Genomic DNA, 18,202 nt, shown 5'->3' on the forward strand with positions numbered 1-18,202 from the left:
AATTTGTGGGGATCCCTCAGTCATGAACCTAGATTTTTCTATTCGTTCTTCAATGCTCATAAGAGATGCTTAACGCCCAAATTTAGCGCGACGACCGCGCACGCGGTTGGCGTCGCAGCCAGCGCTTTTTGCTGGCGATAAAATTTGTTTGTTATATGCCATTTTCTCAATCAATTTTACGGTACTCAGTTGTATCCATTTTATTCATTTGCAAGATCCCTAAAAGTAATAATATCGGGCAAATGGTAAGTATTATAACCGTGGAAAGTAGGCTCATTGAATCGCCTGGAGTAATGTATTCAACCCCCAGCAAAACTATCAAAAGAGTTAAAGCTCCATAAATAAAAAAGTCCATTTTTCTCTGGATTTCTAGCAGCGGAGAATTACTGAGCCTTTGCCCGCATTTCGGACAATTAAAAAAGGTTTCCTTTTTTACTTTTTCCAAGTTATCCAGTCGTAAGTAACCGAATTCTTCTGAACATACCGGGCATTTCATCGAGCCCTCCTAAATGGCATATAACAACTTATTAGTTTAGAACGCACCTGCTTTTACGCAGTGTAAACGCCCTTCTATCTCCATTTTTGACACTACGCTAACGAATAAACAGCATTAAATCAATTATTTTGATTTCGGGTAAATTTAGCGCTGTAGATAGCGGGTTATAACCTTGCTATTAGCATATTTACAAATTAATTACGCTACCAGGTCGTTTGGACAGTGTTGTAACCCTTAGGGATAGCCAGGTGCTTATCGCTAACTTTCAGTTATTTCTCGCGTTTGTGTACTTCTTACTATCGCAGATTCGACTCCGGTACGCTCGCATACCGGAGTCGGGGTGCGGTTTAGCGTTGGGATTGGAGTACTTTTTGGTATCGCAGGATCGACTCCGGTACGCTCGCATACCGGAGTCGGGGTGCGGTTTGGTGTCTGGGATTGGGGTGTTTTTTGATATCGCAGGATCGACTCCGGTACGGCTGGCGTACCGGAGTCGGGGTGCGGTTTAATGTCTGGGATTGGAGTAGTTTTTGGTATCGCAGGATCGACTCCGGTACGCAGGCATACCGGAGTCGGGGTGCGGTTTAATGTCTGGGATTGGGGTGCTTTTTGGTATCGCAGGATCGACTCCGGTACGGCTGGCGTAATGGAGTCGGGTGTGGTTTAGCGTTGGAATTGGTGGGCGTTAGCCGTTGTAGATGGTGCCGCCGTGGTTTAGGTAGTCTTTTAGTACCTGGGCGGCGGCGCTGCGTTGTACCTGGCGCACGACTTCGACGCCGGCGTCGCGCAGATATTGGTAGCTGGGTTCAAATACCGGGCCTTCGTCAAAGCCAATAGCGCGGGCATCTTCGGCGGTGGCGGCGCAAACTAACCGTTTTACGCCGCTCCACAGGGTGCCGCCTAAGCACATGGCGCAAGGTTCACAGGAGGTAAATAGCTCGCGTTTAACGCCGTCGGCATTCAGGCTAAAGCTTTGCAGCGCCTGCTCGGCCAGCATAATGGCTACCATCTCGCCATGGGCGCTGGAGTTATGCAGCGGCATTACCCGGTTTACACCAACACTTAACAGCTTGCCGCTGTCGCAGTCAAAAATGGCGCTACCAAAGGGGCCGCCGGTACCACGCAGTACGTTTTGCCGTGACAACTCAATGGCTAACGCCATTTTTTCATCATCGTGCTGATAGCGGCGCTGCCAGTCGACCACGTCGTTAATCCAGTCGGGCAGCGTTAGCGTTACGCTTTGTCGGCTCATACTTCCTCTGCCAGCGGCTTGCTGTAGGCCAGTTCCATATCCCATGGCAGCTGGATCCAGGTATCCTGCTCGATATCGGTAACATAGTTATCCACCAGCGGCTTACCCTGCGGCTTGGCATACACGGTAACAAAACGGGCTTTAGGAAAACGCTCGCGCAGCGCTTTGGCTGTTTCACCGGTATCGACCAGATCATCGACGATCAGCAGCTGCTCAGAGTCGGCCAAGGAAGCATCTTTTAGCACGCTCAGGCTACCCTGCTTGTCGTGCTGGTAGCTCGCCACACAGATGCTGTCCAGCACCCGGATATTCAGCTCGCGGGCGATAATCGCCGCCGGTACCAGACCACCGCGGCTTACTGCCACTATAGCGGTAAAGTTCTGGCCCAGTAACTGGCGTGCCAGCTCCTTAGTGGCACGGTGAAAGGCTTCCCACGACACATAAAACATTTTATTGGTAGTCAGTGACATAACGCGTATTCCCAGTAAATTACAAACAGCCCAGTGCCACTTCAACCATCTCGTTAAAGCTGGTTTGGCGCAGCTCGGCGCTTAACGCTTCGCCGGTGCGGATATGGTCGCTTACCGTGAAAATCGCCAACGCATTAATGCCATATTCGGCGGCGACGCCATAAAGACCGGCGGCTTCCATTTCTACCGCCAGTACGCCGTATTTCTCCAGCGTATCAAACAGAGTTTCACTTGGGTTGTAGAACAGATCAGAGGTAAACACATTACCCACTTTCACATTGATATCTTTAGCGCGGGCGGCGGCAACGGCTTTTTCCAGCAGGCTAAAGCTGGCGATGGCAGCAAAGTCCAGGCCGCCGAGGCGGTTGCGGTTAACCATCGAATCAGTGCTGGCACCCATACCGATAACGACATCCCGCACTTTAACATCCAGCGGCAAAGCGCCACAGGAGCCGATGCGGATAATGTTTTTTACACCATAGAACTTCACTAACTCTGTGGCATAAATCGACATTGACGGCACGCCCATACCAGAGCCCAGCACGCTGACTTTTTTGCCCTTGTAGGTGCCGGTGTAACCGAACATATTGCGTACAGTATTAACGCATACCGCATCCTCTAAAAAAGTATCGGCAATATGCTTGGCACGCAGCGGGTCGCCTGGCATTAACACGGTTTCAGCGAAGGCGCCTTCCGGCGCATTAATATGTGGAGTAGCCATAAGTTCTCTTACTGTAATTTTGCTAAAAAGGAATCGCCGTATGCCAGTGCATCCAGCCCAAAAAAGTCGGCCAGGGTCTGGCCCATATCGGCAAAGCTTTGCCGCTCGCCTAAATCCACCTCGCCAATGCCCTTACGGAACAGCAGCACCGGAACATACTCACGGGTATGTTCCGTGCCCGGCCAGGTTGGATCACAACCATGATCGGCAGTCAGTAATACCAGGGTGTCGTCGTCACAGGCCTGCAAAATTTCCGGCAGGCGGCTGTCGAAATACTCTAAGGCTTCGCCATAACCCAGAGGATCGCGGCGATGGCCAAAGTTTTGATCAAAATCAACCAGGTTGGTAAAAATAATACTCTGCGCACTTTGCGTTGCCATCTGGGCTAAGGTGGTATCCACTAAGGCTGGCAGGCCGGTGGCTTTCAGGCTTTTACTAATGCCCTGATGCGCGTAAATATCGGCAATTTTGCCAATGCTGATTACCTGGCCGCCGGCAGCAACCAGTTTATCCAGAACCGTCGGGGCCGGAGGTAATACCGAGTAGTCACGGCGATTACCGGTGCGGGCATAGGTTTGGGCGCTGTCACCGGTAAAGGGGCGGGCAATCACCCGGCCGATGTTGTAAGGGTCCAGCAGCTCACGCGCGACCTGGCAAAACTCCAGCAGGCGGGTTAAACCAAAATGCTCTTCATGGGCGGCAACCTGAAACACACTGTCAGCTGAGGTGTAGCAGATCGGCATGCCGGTTTTAATATGCTCATCACCGAGTTTGACCAGAATATCGGTCCCCGACGCATGGCAGTTACCCAGAATACCGCTAACGCCGGTACGGCGGCATAACTCCTCGATAAGCTGCGGCGGGAAACTGTTGGTCTTCTCGGTAAAATAGCCCCAGTCGAATAACACCGGTACCCCGGCAATTTCCCAGTGGCCGCTTGGGGTATCTTTACCACTACTCAGTTCCCGGGCATAACCAAAGGCGCCGTTAATGCTGCTGGCTGGCGGTACCGCTAACGATAAACCGGGTGTCGCGCTGGTAGCGGCCTTTGCCAGCCCCAATGCCGTCAGGTTAGGAATAGCCAACGGGCGCTGTTTTTTTTCTGCAAACACCCGGGCAATACTGGCAAAGGTATTGGCGCCGCTATCGCCAAACTTATCCGCATCCGGCGCGCTGCCAATGCCGAAACTGTCGAGCACTAAAATCACTGCTTTTGCCATCTGGATACTCCCAAACCTGCTAGATTAAACATAGAGGTGGTGGCGAAACCATAAATTAAAAAGGGCACGCAGCTTACTCTGTCTGATTTTTTTTGGCAATCATTTCAGCTAAAACAAAGGGCGCCCGCAGGCGCCCTTGTACTTTTACTGCCACTTATTGCGGCAGGCTGCTGTAACCCATATTAAACAGGGTAAAGCTGTAAATATCGGCGGCCTGATCAATCACCATCGATACCGGCATACCGGCACCGTGACCGGCTTTGACATCAATCCGGATCAACTGCGGCGTCGCTTTGCTGGCTTTGTCCTGCAGCTCGGCAGCAAACTTAAAGGAGTGCGCCGGCACTACGCGGTCATCGTGATCCGCCGTCGTGATCATCGTAGCCGGATAGGTAACCCCGGCTTTCACGTTATGCACCGGTGAATAACCCAGTAAGTATTTGAACATGTCCTCAGATTGCTCAGCGGTACCGTAGTCGTATGCCCAACCGGCGCCGGCAGTAAAGGTATGGTAACGCAGCATATCCAGTACACCAACTTGCGGAATGGCGACGCCAAACAGCTCTGGCCGCTGTGTCATGACCGCACCTACCAGTAGGCCGCCATTCGAGCCACCACGTACCGCGGTTTTAGCCGGTGAGGTGTATTTTTCGGTCTGCAGGTACTCGGCTGCAGCAATAAAGTCGTCAAATACATTTTGCTTTTGCAGCTGGGTACCGGCACGGTGCCATTCTTTACCGTACTCGCCACCACCTCGGATATTGGCCACGGCATAAATACCGCCCAGCTCCATCCACACGGCATTTGCCACGCTGAATGACGGTGTTAAGCTGATATTAAAGCCACCATAACCGTACAGAATGGTTGGGTTGCTGCCATCGCGTTTTAAATCTTTGCGATAGCTGATAATCATCGGTACCTTGGTGCCGTCTTTCGAGGTGTAGAACACCTGCTCAGACACATAACGGCTGGGGTCGAAGTTCACTTTCGGCTGGTTATACAGGCTGGATGCGCCGGCCTTTGGCTCAAAGGCGTAAATAGAGCCCGGTGTAATATAGTTGGCAAAGCTAAAATACAGCGTATCGGCGTCTTTTTTACCGCCAAAGCCGCCGACACTACCGACACCTGGCAGCGCAATATCACGTACCAGCTTACCGTCGTAGTCATACTGTTTTACCTTAGCAATGGCATCAACAATATAGTTGGCAAACAGGAAGCCAGCACCGCTGCTGATACGCAGTACATGTTCGGTTTCCGGGATCAGATCCTGCCAGTTTTCTGGCTGTGGTGCCTTAGCCGATACCTTTACCACCTTACGGTTAGGGGCATTGCGGTTGGTCACCAGGATCAGCGTATCGCCAACATTGTCTACCAGATCGGTATCTGAGCTGGTATCGTCTAAAATGGTAACAAAGCCACTATCCGGCTGAGTTAAATCTTTGATAAACAGCTTATTGCCAGAGGTTGATACCGCCGCTGACACTAACAAATAGCGGTCATCCTCAGTCACACTGGCGCCAACATAACGGTGCTTCTGCTCGTCAGTGGCACCAAAAATTACTTTATCTGCGCTCTGTGGTGTGCCCAGCTTATGGTAGTACAGCTTATGCTGATCGGTCATGGCTGACAGCTCGCTACCATCCGGTTTGTCATAGCTGGAGTAGAAGAAGCCGTCGTTACCGACCCAGGCAATACCGGAGAATTTAATATCGGTCAGGGTATCGCCAATTTGCTGCTTGGTTTCGGTGTCGATTACTATAACTTTACGCCAGTCGCTACCGCCTTCTGAAATAGCGTAAGCCGCTAGTTTGCCATCACGCGAGAAGCGGATATCGGCCAGCGACGTTGTGCCATCGGCGCTAAAGGTGTTCGGATCCAGGAATACCTCTACCTCACCACCGTCTTTCTGGCGGTACAGTACAAATTGGTTCTGCAGGCCGTCGTTTTTATAGAAGTAGGTGTAATCGCCCTCTTTAAACGGCGCCCCTACCCGCTCATAGTTCCAGGCTTGTTGCAGTTTATCGCGGATTTGGTCACGAAACGGGATCTGCTTTAAATAGTCGAAGGTAGTCTGGTTTTGCGCCTTCACCCAGGCTTCGGTTTCGCTGCTGCGATCATCTTCCAGCCAGCGGTATGGATCAGCCACCTGAGTACCAAAATAGGTGTCAACCACATCGCCTTTGGCGGTAACAGGGTAATTCAGCTGTTGTTGCTGTTGGGTAACAGTCACGGTTTGCTCCGGTTTCACTTCTTGCTTCGGGCCGCCGCAAGCGGTCAGCACCGCAGCAGCCAGCAGGGTAACGGCATATTTCATTTAGGTGGACTCCGATATTCTTGTGATTATTGGCAAAACGCACTGAGCTTAACAAAGAAGTAACCTGTTGCCTATTTCACTGAACGGGAATTTTTGCATTCTTATCTCTATTGGCTAACGTGGATGGGTTGCAGAGCGGTTTGGCGTTTTGGTGCGGTGTCTTTTTTTCGGATATCGCAGGTGGCGTCTCCGGTACGCAAGCATACCGGAGACGGGAAGCAGAACCGGTTAGCGCTATAGTGTGGTGGCTTTTTGGTATCGCAGATCGCGTCTCTGGTACGCAAGCATACCGGAGACGGGAAGCAGAACCGGTTGGCGGTTTGGTGTGGTGGCTTTTTTGGTATCGCAGATGGCGTCTCAGGTACGCAAGCATACCGGAGACGGGAAGCATATCCGAGCGCATCGGAGACGGGAGGCAGAACCGGTTGGCGTCTTAGTGTGGTGGCTTTTTTGGTATCGCAGATGGCGTCTTTGGTACGCGAGCATACCGGAGACGGGAAGCTGAACCGGTTGGCGCTATAGTGTGGTGACTTTTTTGGTATCGCAGATCGCGTCTCCGGTACGCAAGCATACCGGAGACGATAGCCAATACCAGCGTTGAGCTGGTATTGGCCATAAAACGCAAAAAGCCAGCTCTTAGCTGGCTTTTTGCGTTTTATGGTGCCCAGAGGCGGAATCGAACCACCGACACGCGGATTTTCAATCCGCTGCTCTACCGACTGAGCTATCTGGGCAAAACTGGTTGGTGCCGCTTATCCGAGTCGAACGGATGACCTACTGATTACAAGTCAGTTGCTCTACCAACTGAGCTAAAGCGGCTGCGACACGCTTTGGGATATCGTTAGCACCATATCCTAAAATTATGGTGCCCAGAGGCGGAATCGAACCACCGACACGCGGATTTTCAATCCGCTGCTCTACCGACTGAGCTATCTGGGCAATGCCGCGTATTAAACGGATTTTGCGATCTCAAGTCAACAGATATTTTAGAAATGGCTACCGACAGCTTATTAGTTAGCCAAAGCGCTGACATAGCCTTAAAATTTGTACTGCTTTTGGACTAGAAAACTTGTTAAGATAGCGTGATTAAAACCTGAGCTATGTGCTTGGCTGACAACAGATTACGGAATAGGAATGAGCAATAAAACGGTAATTAAACCTGTTTTCTGGCGCTTAGCCGCAGTAGTGAGCCTGTGTTTGGTGATCCAGGTACTTGTGCTGTATTGGATCCAAGCACCCGCGGCACAACGGCATGATGAAGAGTTGCAGCGCCTGGCCGCCGAAACACAAATCCTGAGTCAGGCAGTGCAACAGGCCCTGCAGCAGGATAATAACGCTGCAGCACAGCAACTATTGCAACAAGCCCGAAATAATGACCGCAATCGGGCTATTTACCTGTACCGTTTGCAGGGTTCTCAGGTGGAGCTCTTACAGCATACCGATAATTTGCCGAATTTTGTGCCTAATCCGCAATTATCGCACCAGAGCAGTCAGCAACAGCAATTACTGCTGGTTAACCGGCTGTTGCCCGAGTTACCCGGCTATGTGATGGTATATGTCCGGCAGTTACCCGAAAACAATGTACTGCCACTGTTATTCGCTTTTGCTTTAAGTGTGCTAATCGCCTTGCTATTTGTTGCGGCGCTGAGCTATCAGATCAGTCAAAAATTCCGCCTGCGCCTGCAGCCATTAGTTAGTGGCTGTCGCGATATGCTGGAACGTCAGCAATACAGTGGCACTCTGGATACTCAGCAACAAGACGATATCGGTGAGTTGGCACAATATCTGAATACGCTGTTCCGGCGACTCGGTCAAAGCCAACAAGCCCTGCAACAGTCAGAGCAGGATATTGAGCAGTTAAAACAAGAAGTTGAACAACGTATTAAAGAGCGCACCGACGCGCTGGAAACCGCCAAACTGGCGGCAGAAAAAGCTAACGACGCCAAGTCGACCTTCCTGGCGACCATGAGCCATGAAATCCGCACCCCGATGAATGGCATTATCGGTACTGTCGATTTACTGCGTAAAACCGAGCTGTCCACCTCACAGTTCCGTATGACAGACACTGTTCGCGAGTCGTCTTTTTCACTACTGCGGATCCTTGATGATATTCTCGACTTCTCGAAAATCGAAGCCGGCAAGCTGGAGCTGGAAAAATTACCGGTGTCGCTGGCCGATATTATTGAAGCAGTTGGCCGGATCCTGGTGTCAGTCGCCTACCAGCGGCAGATTGATTTAAAACTGTATATCGATCCGCGGATCCCTGACGGCTTGCTTGGTGATCCGGTTCGACTGCGGCAAATTTTGTACAACCTGGCCGGTAACGCCATTAAATTTACCGAAACCACACCGGAGAAAACCGGTGTGGTGGTAATTAGTGCGGAATTGCTGGAACAAAATCTGGAGTTCACTCAGGTCAGACTGAAAGTTGCTGATAATGGCCGCGGCATGACCCAGCGCCAAATCAACTATGTTTTCCACCCATTTAATCAGGCTGAGGGTTCAGTCACCCGTAAGTTTGGTGGTACAGGTCTCGGACTCTCGATCTGTCAGCGCTTGACCGCGCTGATGTATGGTGAAATCCAGGTAGAAAGCGAACCTGGTAAGGGTACCGAGTTTAGTGTCAGGCTGCCAATGCGCCGCTCAGACGAGACCAGTTATTTATCAAAAGACAGTCTCAGCGATCTGGTGATCTGCTTATTTACGCAAGACAGTGATAATCAGCAACATTTATCCGACTATTTATTGTATAGCGGCGCAGAGCTACAGATCGCCAATAGTGTCGATGCTCTGCTGCAGCGGGCTGAGCAATTTAAACCCTTACCAGCGAAACAACAGGCAGTTTGGTTGCTGGACGCGACCTATGAACAGATTTCGATGCGGGAGCTAAGTACGATCATCACGCATCCGATGCTACAAAGTGTAAAATTTGTGGTCATTACCAATCAGTTGGAGCTATCCGACACCACCTTCGACAATGTGTTTTATGTGCATAGCGCCCCGCTTTGCCGCAGTCAGTTACTGGACGGCATTCTGATTATTACTGGTCGCAAAGCCCGTCAACTGCAGCCGCAGCATAAGCAACCACTGCATCAGGGGCCTGTTCCTGATATCGAACAAGCCCGCCAAGCCGGTAAGCTGGTGTTGTTAGCTGAAGATAATCTGATGAATCAACGGGTGATTGTTGAGCAGTTGAATGCGTTGGGTTATGCCGTAGAGGTCGCTGATGACGGCGCCATCGCCCTGGAGAAATGGCGCCGCTATCATTACCCGCTGCTATTAACCGATCTGCATATGCCGAATATGAGCGGTTATGATCTGGTCAAGGCGATCCGAAAAGAAGGCTTACAACGGCCTGATGATGTTGATTTTACCCGTATTATTGCGCTCACTGCTAATGCGCTGAAAGGTGAAGAACAAAAATGTCTGAGCATCGGTATGGACGCCTATATCACCAAGCCACTTGAGCTGCAGACCTTACAGACAGTGATGCAGCGCTGGTTACCGCTGGATCAGGCGCCAGCACCATCAGAGCGCAGCAAGAAGAAGCCGGATACCGAACAAAGCAGCCCGGTATCGTTCTCCACACTAAGCAGTTTCCTGGGTGATGCCCCGCTTAAACATCAGGAGTATCTGCAATACTTCACACAGCAAGCCAGCCCAATGTTGCAGCAGGCAACAACAGAGTTGAGTAATAGTAACCGTAGTGAACTGCGCAGTCTGGCACATCAACTCAAAGCGATGGCGAAAAGTATCGGCGCCAATGCCCTGGCAGAACAATGTTTACAACTGGAAAAGGCCGCTGAAGTTTCAGATTGGACCGCATTACGGGAAATACTCGGCACTGTGCAACAGGAATATCGCAAAGTGGTGGCTTTTATTGAGCAACGTTATGGACCAGCCACCTGATGGTGGCGGTCCAATCAGCTAAAATAGCGCTGCTCTAGCGTGCCGAGGTATCTAAGGCAGGAAAAGCTTTGATTAACTGGTCCAGTGCCTGCATCTGTTGCAGGTAGGGCTCCAGCTTAGCCAACGGCAAGGCACAGGGGCCATCACATTTTGCCTGATTTGGATCCGGATGCGCTTCAATAAAGAGTCCGGCCAGGCCTAATGCCATACCCGAGCGCGCCAGCTGTGCCGCCTGCGCCCGCCGGCCATCAGCCGAATCCTCACGACCACCCGGCTTTTGCAAGGCATGGGTGGCATCAAAGATCACCGGTGCGTACTGCTTCATCTCGTCCATACCCAGCATATCGACCACCAGGTTGTTATAACCAAAGCAAGAGCCACGCTCACACAGAATGACCTGCTCATTACCGGCTTCCTGAAATTTTTTCAGAATATGCCGCATTTCATGCGGTGCCAGAAATTGTGGCTTTTTAACGTTAATCACGGCACCGGTTTTTGCCATCGCGACCACTAAGTCGGTCTGCCGCGCCAGAAAAGCCGGTAGCTGGATCACATCAACGACCTCGGCCACCGGCGCCGCCTGATAAGGCTCATGCACATCGGTAATCAAAGGTACCTTGAAGGTGTGCTTAATTTCTTCGAAAATCCGCAGCCCTTCTTCCAAACCCGGACCACGATAAGAGTGCACCGACGAGCGGTTTGCCTTATCAAAGGAGGCTTTAAACACATAGGGGATCTGTAATTTCTCGCACACCCGCACATAATGCTCGGCAATGGTCAGTGCCAAGTCACGGGATTCCAGCACATTCATACCGCCAAACAATACAAAGGGCTTATCGTTGGCGACATCAATGCCGGCAACCTGGACCACCTTATTCAACATAATTCAACCTGTTCACTATTAACATTAAAGAGGTAAAAACAACGGTGTTTTACTCAGCGCAACCCGCACCATCAGCCCCAACCAACCTAAAGCACCTAAGAACGACAACCAGCGGATTGCCGCAGTACGGCCTTTTAACGCCGAGTAGCCCAGCGCGATATAGGCAAGCAGCGCCAGTACTTTTTCTGTCAGCCAGGCATCAACAAAGGGGTACTGCTGAATGGTAAACATTAGCGCGACGGCTGATAATAATAAAAAGGTATCCACCACATGCGGGGCAATTTTCAGGAATTTCTGCTGTAACAAACCAGACTCTCTGACGCGCAGCGCAAAGCGCAGACAAAGCAAGGCTACGCTAAGCGCAACCAGTAACAGATGCAGGTGTTTAAACGCCATATACATAACAACTATCCTAAATGCGGCGTGTCAGCCGGGCTTGTGATAGCGGCACCGGCTGCACGTGTTTCGGTTAACTCGCTGCGGATTATACCCCGTCCGCGTCATGCGCATCCGGGTATTTTTGTAATATTGCTTCCAGCTTGGGTACGATCACTTTGAATGTTTCAACCAACTTGGGGTCAAATTGTTTACCAGCCTGCTGTTCTATTTCGGCCAGTACCTGCTCTAAAGTCCAGGCATTTTTATAACAGCGGCGGTGGCGCAGCGCATCGTAAACATCAGCCAGGGCGGCGATCCGGGCATAGATATGAATATCTTCACCTTTTTTACCATCCGGATAACCACTTCCATCCCATTTCTCGTGGTGATCCCGGGCAATGATAGCGCCGGCCTGTACGATAGAGCGCTTGGAGCCTTTCAGAATGTTGTAACCGATACTGGCATGGGTTTGCATTACCTGCCATTCCTGGTCTGTCAGATGCGCTGGCTTATTTAAAATATTATCCGGGATGCCAACTTTACCGACATCATGCAACGGCGCAGCAAACATCAGTTTTTCGGCATCCAAATCCGACAAACCATAGGCTTTCGCCAGTTCATAGCAAATAAAGGCAATACGCCGTACATGGTTGCCAGTTTCGACCGAACGCACTTCTACCGCTTCACTTAAGCGATAGACGATTTCGCGCTGGGTATCTTCCACCTCATGTTGCAGCTGCACATTTTCATATGCCACCTGGACATTCTGCGCAAACAGTTCAATCAGCTTTTTCTGGGTTTCATTAACCGGGCCGGGCAAGCCTGAGACATAAAGCAGTGAGCCCTGGGTGAATTTACTGCAGCAATAGGCCACCAGATAGTTATCGCGATAAACAATATCCTTGGTGGTTAACGCCGCCTCAAAGGCTTCCAGTAAGCTTGGGTCCAGCACATCCTTAATGGGCTTTCCTTCTTTACTTTCAAACTCGCCCTGACCGGCAAACACCACCAGATCGTGCGGGTCGGTAGTTTGAATATTGCCGGCGACCAGAGACGAGCTAACGATAAGGGCATCTTCATCACAACCGAGCACTGAGGTGAGCTGTTGTAGCACACCGTCAATAAACTGCTCCATTGAGTGCGATGAGAACAGGTCGACCGAGGCTTTAATAATTTTCTCCAGCCCCTGCCGGCTTTGCTCCAGTGAAATAATATCGCGGTAGGACCTTAAGCTCGACATCATCACGGTAAACAGCTTTTGTGCGGTCAGCTCGGTTTTGGATTTATAATCATTAATATCGTAATTAACAATCACCTGCCGTTCCGGTGCCTGACCAGGTTGGCCGGTACGCAGAATAATGCGCACAAAATGGTTATGCAGGGTTTCGCGGATATAGCTGGCGACCAGTAAACCGGCATCGTCGGTTTCCATCACCACATCCAGCAGCACCACCGCGATATCGGGCTGAGCTGCCAAGACTTTTTTGGCTTCGGCACCGGAGTAGGCGCTGATAAATTCCAGCTTTTTGTGCTGAAAACTAAAGTCATTTAACGCCAACCGGGTGACGGCATGAACCTCAGGTTCATCGTCAACAATCAGGACTTTCCAGCAACCATTACTGACCTGATGCGGCTCTTCAGGCTCAGCAGCAAACAAAAATTCATCGGACATGACACACTCCCGGCAACCTTATCTTACTGTTATAAGCCGGATTTTTTGTCAGGTCAAAATATTTAACATTTTTATTCAGTTATCGCGAGGCTGGTACTGACCACCACTGATGCGCCAGTTACCGCCATAATCGCGAACTGAACTGACCTGACTGAATCCGCCAACGCTGAGTAACTGCTGTACCTGCTCTGCCTGGTTATAACCGTGCTCCAGCCAGAGCCAGCCACCGGGCTGTAAATGTGCCGGTGCGCTGGCAATAATCTGTGCCAGATCCGCCAGGCCCTGCTCTGCCGCCACCAAGGCTGACAGCGGTTCAAAGCTCAGTGCCGCCAGATGCGGATCGGCTGCTTCTATGTACGGTGGATTACTGACGATAAGATCATAGCGCTGGCCGCTAAGGGCGCTAAACCAGCTGCTTTGCAAAAAACGACTATTACGGCTTTGCAGCGCCGCGGCATTACGCTGTGCCAGCGCAACGGCATCCGGATTAAGATCAACGCCGGTTAGCTGCCACTGTGGCCGGTTGACGGCCAGTGCCAAAGCGATAGCGCCGGTACCGGTACCCAGATCTAACACCTGCGCCTGAGCCGGTAAGTCCAGAGCCAGCGCCTGATCAACCAATATTTCGGTATCCGGCCGCGGGATCAAGGTACAGGGTGCCACAGCCAGCTCCAGGCCATAGAAAGGCCAATGCCCAAAGATATAGGCCAGCGGCTCTCCCTGCAGCCGCCGCTGTATCAACGGTTGCAGCTGTTGCAGCTCAGTGGCAGTGATTTCCCGCTCCGGGTAGGTATACAGATAGCCGGGCTTGCAGCCCAGCAGATGGCACAGCAATAAACGTGCTTCCTGTGCCGGATTATCGCTCAGACTCCCGAGTTGCTGACTCAGTAGCTGCACGCATTGCTGCAAGGTCATCAGCGGTTTTCATCAGCCAGCATCGCCAGTAGATCAGCCTGATGCTCGTGTTTCAGCGGTTCAATCACCTGCTCTAACTCCCCTTCCATCACTTCATTTAAACGGTAGATGGTCAGGTTGATCCGGTGATCGGTCAAACGGCCTTGCGGGAAGTTATAGGTGCGGATCCGCTCTGAACGGTCGCCACTGCCCACTAATGAGCGGCGGGTGCTTTGCTCTTCCAGCCGACGCTTTTCATCTTCTGCCGCCTGTAAGCGCGACGCCAGCACACTCATCGCACGGGCACGGTTTTTATGCTGTGAGCGCTCATCCTGACATTCAACGACGATGCCAGACGGTAAGTGGGTAATGCGGATAGCAGAGTCGGTACGGTTTACGTGCTGACCACCGGCGCCAGAGGCACGGTAGGTATCAATTTTCAGATCGGCCGGATTGATCTCAATGGCTTCGCTTTCCGGGATTTCCGGCATAATGGCCACAGTACAGGCCGAGGTATGTACCCGGCCCTGCGATTCAGTGGCGGGTACCCGTTGCACCCGGTGACCACCGGATTCAAATTTCAGGGTGCCGAAAACGCCCTCGCCCTGCACACTGGCGATCACCTCTTTAAAGCCACCGTGCTCGCCTTCATTGGCACTGACAATTTCCACCCGCCAGCGTTGCCGCTCGGCAAAACGGCTATACATGCGGAACAGATCGCCGGCAAAAATCGCCGCCTCGTCACCACCGGCACCGGCGCGGATCTCCAGAAAGCAGCTGTTATTATCGTTCGGATCCTTAGGCAGCAGCAGGATTTGCAAATCCGTATCCAGCTGCTCAATGCGGCTTTTCGCCAGTTTATATTCTTCCTGCGCCATTTCGCGCATCTCAGGATCGCTGTCTTTTTGCATTTCTTCGGCCATCAGCAAGTCTTCCTGCGCTTGCTGATAACTACGAAATGCCTTGCTTAACTCTTCCAGCTGGCTGAATTCTTTGGACAATTCGCGAAAGCGCTTTTGATCGCTAATCACCGAGGCGTCGCTTAACAGCGCCTGGACCTCTTCGTAACGCTCAACCAAACCTTCCAGCTTGCGGTATACCGATTCTTTCATTTTAGGATTAAAACCTGTTTATAAATCAATAAGGAGTTTGACCAGCTCTGTCGACTCTGGCTGCTCAGACTGTAATAAATGCCGGATAGTCCGGGTGGGGCTGTGCATCAGGCGGTTGCTAAGTTTATTCGCCAGTTCCGCCATCACTTTTTCCGGTTCCTGGCCGGCGGCCAGTTGCTTTTGCGCCCGGCTTAATAACTCGGTTTTTACTTCTTCGCAGCGCTGCCGGTAATCACGTAGCCAATCGGCTTTATCCTGTAATTGCAGCCACTGCATAAATTCAGCGCTGCCACTTTGTACCAGCACCCCGGCCTGCTCTGCCGCCTGCTGGCGGTTATTCAGGTTTTCCGCCACTATGGTTTGCAGATCGTCTACGGTATAGAGATAGGCATCTTCTAACTCCGTAACCTGCTCTTCGATATCCCGTGGTACCGCTAAATCGACCAGAAACATCGGTTTGTGCTTCCGCTGCTTCAATGCCTGCTCAACCATACCTTTACCGACAATCGGCAAGGTGCTGGCAGTAGAAGAAATCACGATATCGGCTTCATGCAAGCGGGCCGGTACCTGCGACAGAGTTAACACCTGTGCATTAAACTGCCGCGCCAGAGCTTCGGCACGTTCATAGGTGCGGTTAGCCACACTCAGACTGGTTGCGCCCTGCTCCGTTAAATGCCGGGCCACCAGTTCAATGGTCTCACCGGCACCAATCAGCAACACCCGTACCTTTTCTAACTTACCGAAAATCTGTTTTGCCAGGCTGACGGCAGCGAAAGCGACTGAGACGGCGTTAGCGCCGATCTCCGTTTCAGTACGTACGGCCTTGGCGACGGCGAAGGTTTTCTGAAACAGCCGTTCAAATTGTGGGTTAATGGTGCCGGCCTGACGTGACTGATTATAGGCCTGCTTCACCTGCCCCAGGATCTGCGGCTCACCTAACACCAGTGAATCTAAGCCGGCAGCCACCCGCATTAAATGATTCACCGCATCCTGCTGTTGATACAGATACAGATGCTGTTGCAACTCTGTCAACTGTAACTGATGAAAGCCAGCCAGCCAGTGCAACACCTGTTCAGCCTGCTCAGCAGCACCGCTAAAATACAGTTCGGTACGGTTACAGGTGGACAAAATCACCGCATCGCTAATCTCCAGCTTGCTGGCAAGCTGGTGCAATGCATCCGGTACCTGCTCGGGCGCAAAGGCGAGTTTCTCGCGCAGCGCCACCGGTGCCGTTTTGTGATTAATGCCTAGTGCAAAAATGGTGTTCACCTGTATCATATCGGGATAGGGGGCGAATTGTACGAAAAAGCCCGAACTAAGAAAAGCAAAAGCAGATAAGCCATCGTAAAGGACCATAGCTTGAGTTCACTCTTCAGAATGTTAGCGCTGTTAGCAATTGCCCTGTTAAGCACTGCCTGTACCAGCACCAAGACCTTACCCGGTACCCAAACGGTACTGCCACAAAGCGAACGACAGCAGCAACTGTCGGCTATGCACAACTTTACAGTACAGGCCTCGGTTGGTATTAAATCTCCGGCCGAAACCGTCAATGGCAATTTGCGCTGGCAGCAACAGGATGCCACTGCTTATCAGGCACGGCTGGCCAATATGCTGGGTATCAGCCTGTTTGAGCTGACGGCCAGTAGCGAGCTGACCGAACTGTTGGTGCGGGGCGAGCGCTATCAGGCAGCTGATGCCAGTAATTTACTGTGGCAACTGGCTGGCTGGTCGATTCCGCTGCACGATATGGCGCTATGGTTACGCGGCTTGCCGGGTGATTCGGCAACTGACCTGAAATACGACGCTGCTGGCCGACTGGTAAGTTTTACCCTGACCGACAGCACCGGCATTCGCTGGCAACTGACCTACCGCAGTTTTTTTGATGATGCCTTATCTTTACCCCGGCAATTACAGCTGCACAGTGCCGATACCCAGGTCAGACTGGTGATCCGGAGCTGGCAGTTATGACCCTGACTTTACCCGCGGTAGCAAAGCTGAATTTATTTTTGCATATCACCGGCAGGCGGCCTGATGGCTACCATAATCTGCAAACGCTGTTTCAAATGCTGGATACCGGCGATGTGCTGCACTTTACCCCGAACGAGAGTGGTGAAATCAACCTAAGCTGTGATCTGACGGAACTGGCCGGGCAGGATAATCTGATTTACCGCGCAGCCATGTTATTAAAACCTTTGGCCAGTGCCAACGCCGGTTGTCAGATCCGGCTGGAAAAACACCTGCCGATGGGTGGCGGCCTGGGCGGTGGTTCGTCAGACGCTGCCACCACCTTGCATGCACTTAACCTGTTATGGCAGCTGCAATTAACTAGCGCTGAACTAGCGGCACTGGGCCTGAAGCTGGGTGCAGACGTGCCGGTTTTTGTGCACGGCCAAACGGCCTTTGCCGAAGGAGTTGGTGAGCACTTACAGCCGGTTTCACTGCCGGAAAAGACTTATTTGGTCGTCACACCAGCTTGTCATATCAGCACGGCAGCAATATTCCAACATCCTGATTTAAAAAGAGATACACCTAAGATAAGCCTGACAGAGCTGCTTAGCAGCCCATGGCAGAATGACTGCCAGCCGCTGGTCGAACGGCTGTATCCGATTGTTGCAATAACCTTACAGTGGTTGCTAGAATATGCGCCGTGTCGAATGACGGGTACTGGCGCCAGTGTGTTCGCCGAATTTCCGGACGCGGCCAGTGCTCAGCATGCCCTAGCGAACCTGCCGGCAAACTGTCGGGGCTTTATCGCCAGAGGGGTTAATACGTCGCCTTTATTAGCGGCTTTAACTGATACCGTTTACAGCAACTCGAGCCGCCATTCAGTTTAGCCGTTGCCGGAGTATTTTTTCCGGCAGCAACTATACTCAACAGCGGC

General features: G+C 51.7%; 15 protein-coding genes and 3 tRNA genes. 3 read left to right on the forward strand and 15 right to left on the reverse strand.

Going from position 1 to position 18,202, the window contains the following annotated elements:
* Positions 1-166: 166 nt before the first annotated feature.
* The 9 genes from A9165_RS00005 to A9165_RS00045 all read right to left on the reverse strand — a co-directional run bounded on the left by A9165_RS00005 (position 167) and on the right by A9165_RS00045 (position 7,412).
* A complete protein-coding gene (locus A9165_RS00005) occupies positions 167-496 on the reverse strand; it encodes a hypothetical protein (RefSeq protein WP_065954515.1) in 330 nt (109 codons plus the stop codon).
* Between the two features lie 685 nt (positions 497-1,181).
* On the reverse strand, positions 1,182-1,748 hold the full coding sequence (locus A9165_RS00010) for a nucleoside deaminase (RefSeq protein WP_008984309.1): 567 nt from the start codon (positions 1,746-1,748) through the stop codon (positions 1,182-1,184).
* Positions 1,745-2,218 carry a xanthine phosphoribosyltransferase gene (gene gpt, locus A9165_RS00015; protein ID WP_008607347.1) on the reverse strand — a complete coding sequence of 158 codons (474 nt, stop codon included), beginning with the start codon at positions 2,216-2,218 and terminating at the stop codon, positions 1,745-1,747. The genes A9165_RS00010 and gpt overlap by 4 nt, the downstream gene beginning before the upstream one ends.
* Positions 2,219-2,237: 19 nt before the next feature.
* Positions 2,238-2,939: a purine-nucleoside phosphorylase gene (deoD, locus tag A9165_RS00020; RefSeq protein WP_057785774.1), complete on the reverse strand. Its 702-nt coding sequence runs from the start codon at positions 2,937-2,939 to the stop codon at positions 2,238-2,240.
* A gap of 8 nt (positions 2,940-2,947) precedes the next feature.
* Positions 2,948-4,159, reverse strand: coding sequence for a phosphopentomutase (locus A9165_RS00025; RefSeq protein ID WP_065954516.1), 1,212 nt, complete (start codon positions 4,157-4,159; stop codon positions 2,948-2,950).
* Between the two features lie 154 nt (positions 4,160-4,313).
* Positions 4,314-6,473, reverse strand: coding sequence for a prolyl oligopeptidase family protein (locus A9165_RS00030; RefSeq protein WP_065954517.1), 2,160 nt, complete (start codon positions 6,471-6,473; stop codon positions 4,314-4,316).
* Positions 6,474-7,131: 658 nt separating this feature from the next.
* Positions 7,132-7,207, reverse strand: a tRNA-Phe gene (locus A9165_RS00035).
* Between the two features lie 9 nt (positions 7,208-7,216).
* Positions 7,217-7,292 (reverse strand) — tRNA-Thr (locus tag A9165_RS00040).
* Between the two features lie 44 nt (positions 7,293-7,336).
* Positions 7,337-7,412, reverse strand: a tRNA-Phe gene (locus tag A9165_RS00045).
* Positions 7,413-7,607: 195 nt separating this feature from the next.
* On the opposite strand from A9165_RS00045, the gene A9165_RS00050 reads away from it, so the two are divergent.
* A complete protein-coding gene (locus tag A9165_RS00050; RefSeq protein WP_065954518.1) occupies positions 7,608-10,382 on the forward strand; it encodes an ATP-binding protein in 2,775 nt (924 codons plus the stop codon).
* 34 nt (positions 10,383-10,416) lie between these two features.
* On the opposite strand, the gene kdsA is transcribed toward A9165_RS00050, so the two are convergent.
* The 6 genes from kdsA to hemA form a co-directional block, all read right to left on the reverse strand.
* Positions 10,417-11,265: a 3-deoxy-8-phosphooctulonate synthase gene (gene kdsA / locus A9165_RS00055; RefSeq protein WP_065954519.1), complete on the reverse strand. Its 849-nt coding sequence runs from the start codon at positions 11,263-11,265 to the stop codon at positions 10,417-10,419.
* A gap of 24 nt (positions 11,266-11,289) precedes the next feature.
* Complete coding sequence (locus tag A9165_RS00060) at positions 11,290-11,667, reverse strand: SirB2 family protein (RefSeq protein WP_008607337.1); 378 nt, start codon at positions 11,665-11,667, stop codon at positions 11,290-11,292.
* An 82-nt stretch (positions 11,668-11,749) separates the two neighbouring features.
* The gene (locus tag A9165_RS00065; RefSeq protein WP_065954520.1) at positions 11,750-13,315 is read right to left on the reverse strand and encodes a DUF3369 domain-containing protein; all 1,566 of its coding nucleotides are present in this window, start codon (positions 13,313-13,315) and stop codon (positions 11,750-11,752) included.
* 75 nt (positions 13,316-13,390) lie between these two features.
* Positions 13,391-14,230: a peptide chain release factor N(5)-glutamine methyltransferase gene (prmC, locus tag A9165_RS00070; protein WP_065954521.1), complete on the reverse strand. Its 840-nt coding sequence runs from the start codon at positions 14,228-14,230 to the stop codon at positions 13,391-13,393.
* Positions 14,230-15,321 carry a peptide chain release factor 1 gene (gene prfA, locus A9165_RS00075; RefSeq protein WP_008607334.1) on the reverse strand — a complete coding sequence of 364 codons (1,092 nt, stop codon included), beginning with the start codon at positions 15,319-15,321 and terminating at the stop codon, positions 14,230-14,232. The genes prmC and prfA overlap by 1 nt, the downstream gene beginning before the upstream one ends.
* 18 nt (positions 15,322-15,339) lie before the next feature.
* Positions 15,340-16,599, reverse strand: coding sequence for a glutamyl-tRNA reductase (gene hemA, locus A9165_RS00080; protein ID WP_008951346.1), 1,260 nt, complete (start codon positions 16,597-16,599; stop codon positions 15,340-15,342).
* An 81-nt stretch (positions 16,600-16,680) separates the two neighbouring features.
* On the opposite strand from hemA, the gene lolB reads away from it, so the two are divergent.
* Both lolB and ispE read left to right on the forward strand, forming a co-directional pair.
* On the forward strand, positions 16,681-17,289 hold the full coding sequence (gene lolB, locus A9165_RS00085; protein WP_039925079.1) for a lipoprotein insertase outer membrane protein LolB: 609 nt from the start codon (positions 16,681-16,683) through the stop codon (positions 17,287-17,289).
* Entirely contained in the window at positions 17,286-18,155 is an 870-nt protein-coding gene (ispE, locus tag A9165_RS00090; protein ID WP_065954522.1) for a 4-(cytidine 5'-diphospho)-2-C-methyl-D-erythritol kinase, read from the forward strand. The genes lolB and ispE overlap by 4 nt, the downstream gene beginning before the upstream one ends.
* The last annotated feature ends 47 nt before the right edge of the window (positions 18,156-18,202 follow it).

The sequence above is a fragment of the Alishewanella sp. HH-ZS genome (genome assembly GCF_001704375.1).
GTDB classification, from domain to species: Bacteria; Pseudomonadota; Gammaproteobacteria; order Enterobacterales; family Alteromonadaceae; genus Alishewanella; species Alishewanella aestuarii.

What these genes read in the sequence shown, in the direction of transcription:
- A9165_RS00005 (WP_065954515.1), bottom strand. Translation starts at nt 496, where the DNA reads ATGAAATGCCCGGTATGTTCAGAAGAATTCGGTTACTTACGACTGGAT.
- A9165_RS00010 (WP_008984309.1), bottom strand. Translation starts at nt 1,748, where the DNA reads ATGAGCCGACAAAGCGTAACGCTAACGCTGCCCGACTGGATTAACGAC.
- gpt (WP_008607347.1), bottom strand. Translation starts at nt 2,218, where the DNA reads ATGTCACTGACTACCAATAAAATGTTTTATGTGTCGTGGGAAGCCTTT.
- deoD (WP_057785774.1), bottom strand. Translation starts at nt 2,939, where the DNA reads ATGGCTACTCCACATATTAATGCGCCGGAAGGCGCCTTCGCTGAAACC.
- A9165_RS00025 (WP_065954516.1), bottom strand. Translation starts at nt 4,159, where the DNA reads ATGGCAAAAGCAGTGATTTTAGTGCTCGACAGTTTCGGCATTGGCAGC.
- A9165_RS00030 (WP_065954517.1), bottom strand. Translation starts at nt 6,473, where the DNA reads ATGAAATATGCCGTTACCCTGCTGGCTGCTGCGGTGCTGACCGCTTGC.
- A9165_RS00050 (WP_065954518.1), top strand. Translation starts at nt 7,608, where the DNA reads ATGAGCAATAAAACGGTAATTAAACCTGTTTTCTGGCGCTTAGCCGCA.
- kdsA (WP_065954519.1), bottom strand. Translation starts at nt 11,265, where the DNA reads ATGTTGAATAAGGTGGTCCAGGTTGCCGGCATTGATGTCGCCAACGAT.
- A9165_RS00060 (WP_008607337.1), bottom strand. Translation starts at nt 11,667, where the DNA reads ATGTATATGGCGTTTAAACACCTGCATCTGTTACTGGTTGCGCTTAGC.
- A9165_RS00065 (WP_065954520.1), bottom strand. Translation starts at nt 13,315, where the DNA reads ATGTCCGATGAATTTTTGTTTGCTGCTGAGCCTGAAGAGCCGCATCAG.
- prmC (WP_065954521.1), bottom strand. Translation starts at nt 14,230, where the DNA reads ATGACCTTGCAGCAATGCGTGCAGCTACTGAGTCAGCAACTCGGGAGT.
- prfA (WP_008607334.1), bottom strand. Translation starts at nt 15,321, where the DNA reads ATGAAAGAATCGGTATACCGCAAGCTGGAAGGTTTGGTTGAGCGTTAC.
- hemA (WP_008951346.1), bottom strand. Translation starts at nt 16,599, where the DNA reads ATGATACAGGTGAACACCATTTTTGCACTAGGCATTAATCACAAAACG.
- ispE (WP_065954522.1), top strand. Translation starts at nt 17,286, where the DNA reads ATGACCCTGACTTTACCCGCGGTAGCAAAGCTGAATTTATTTTTGCAT.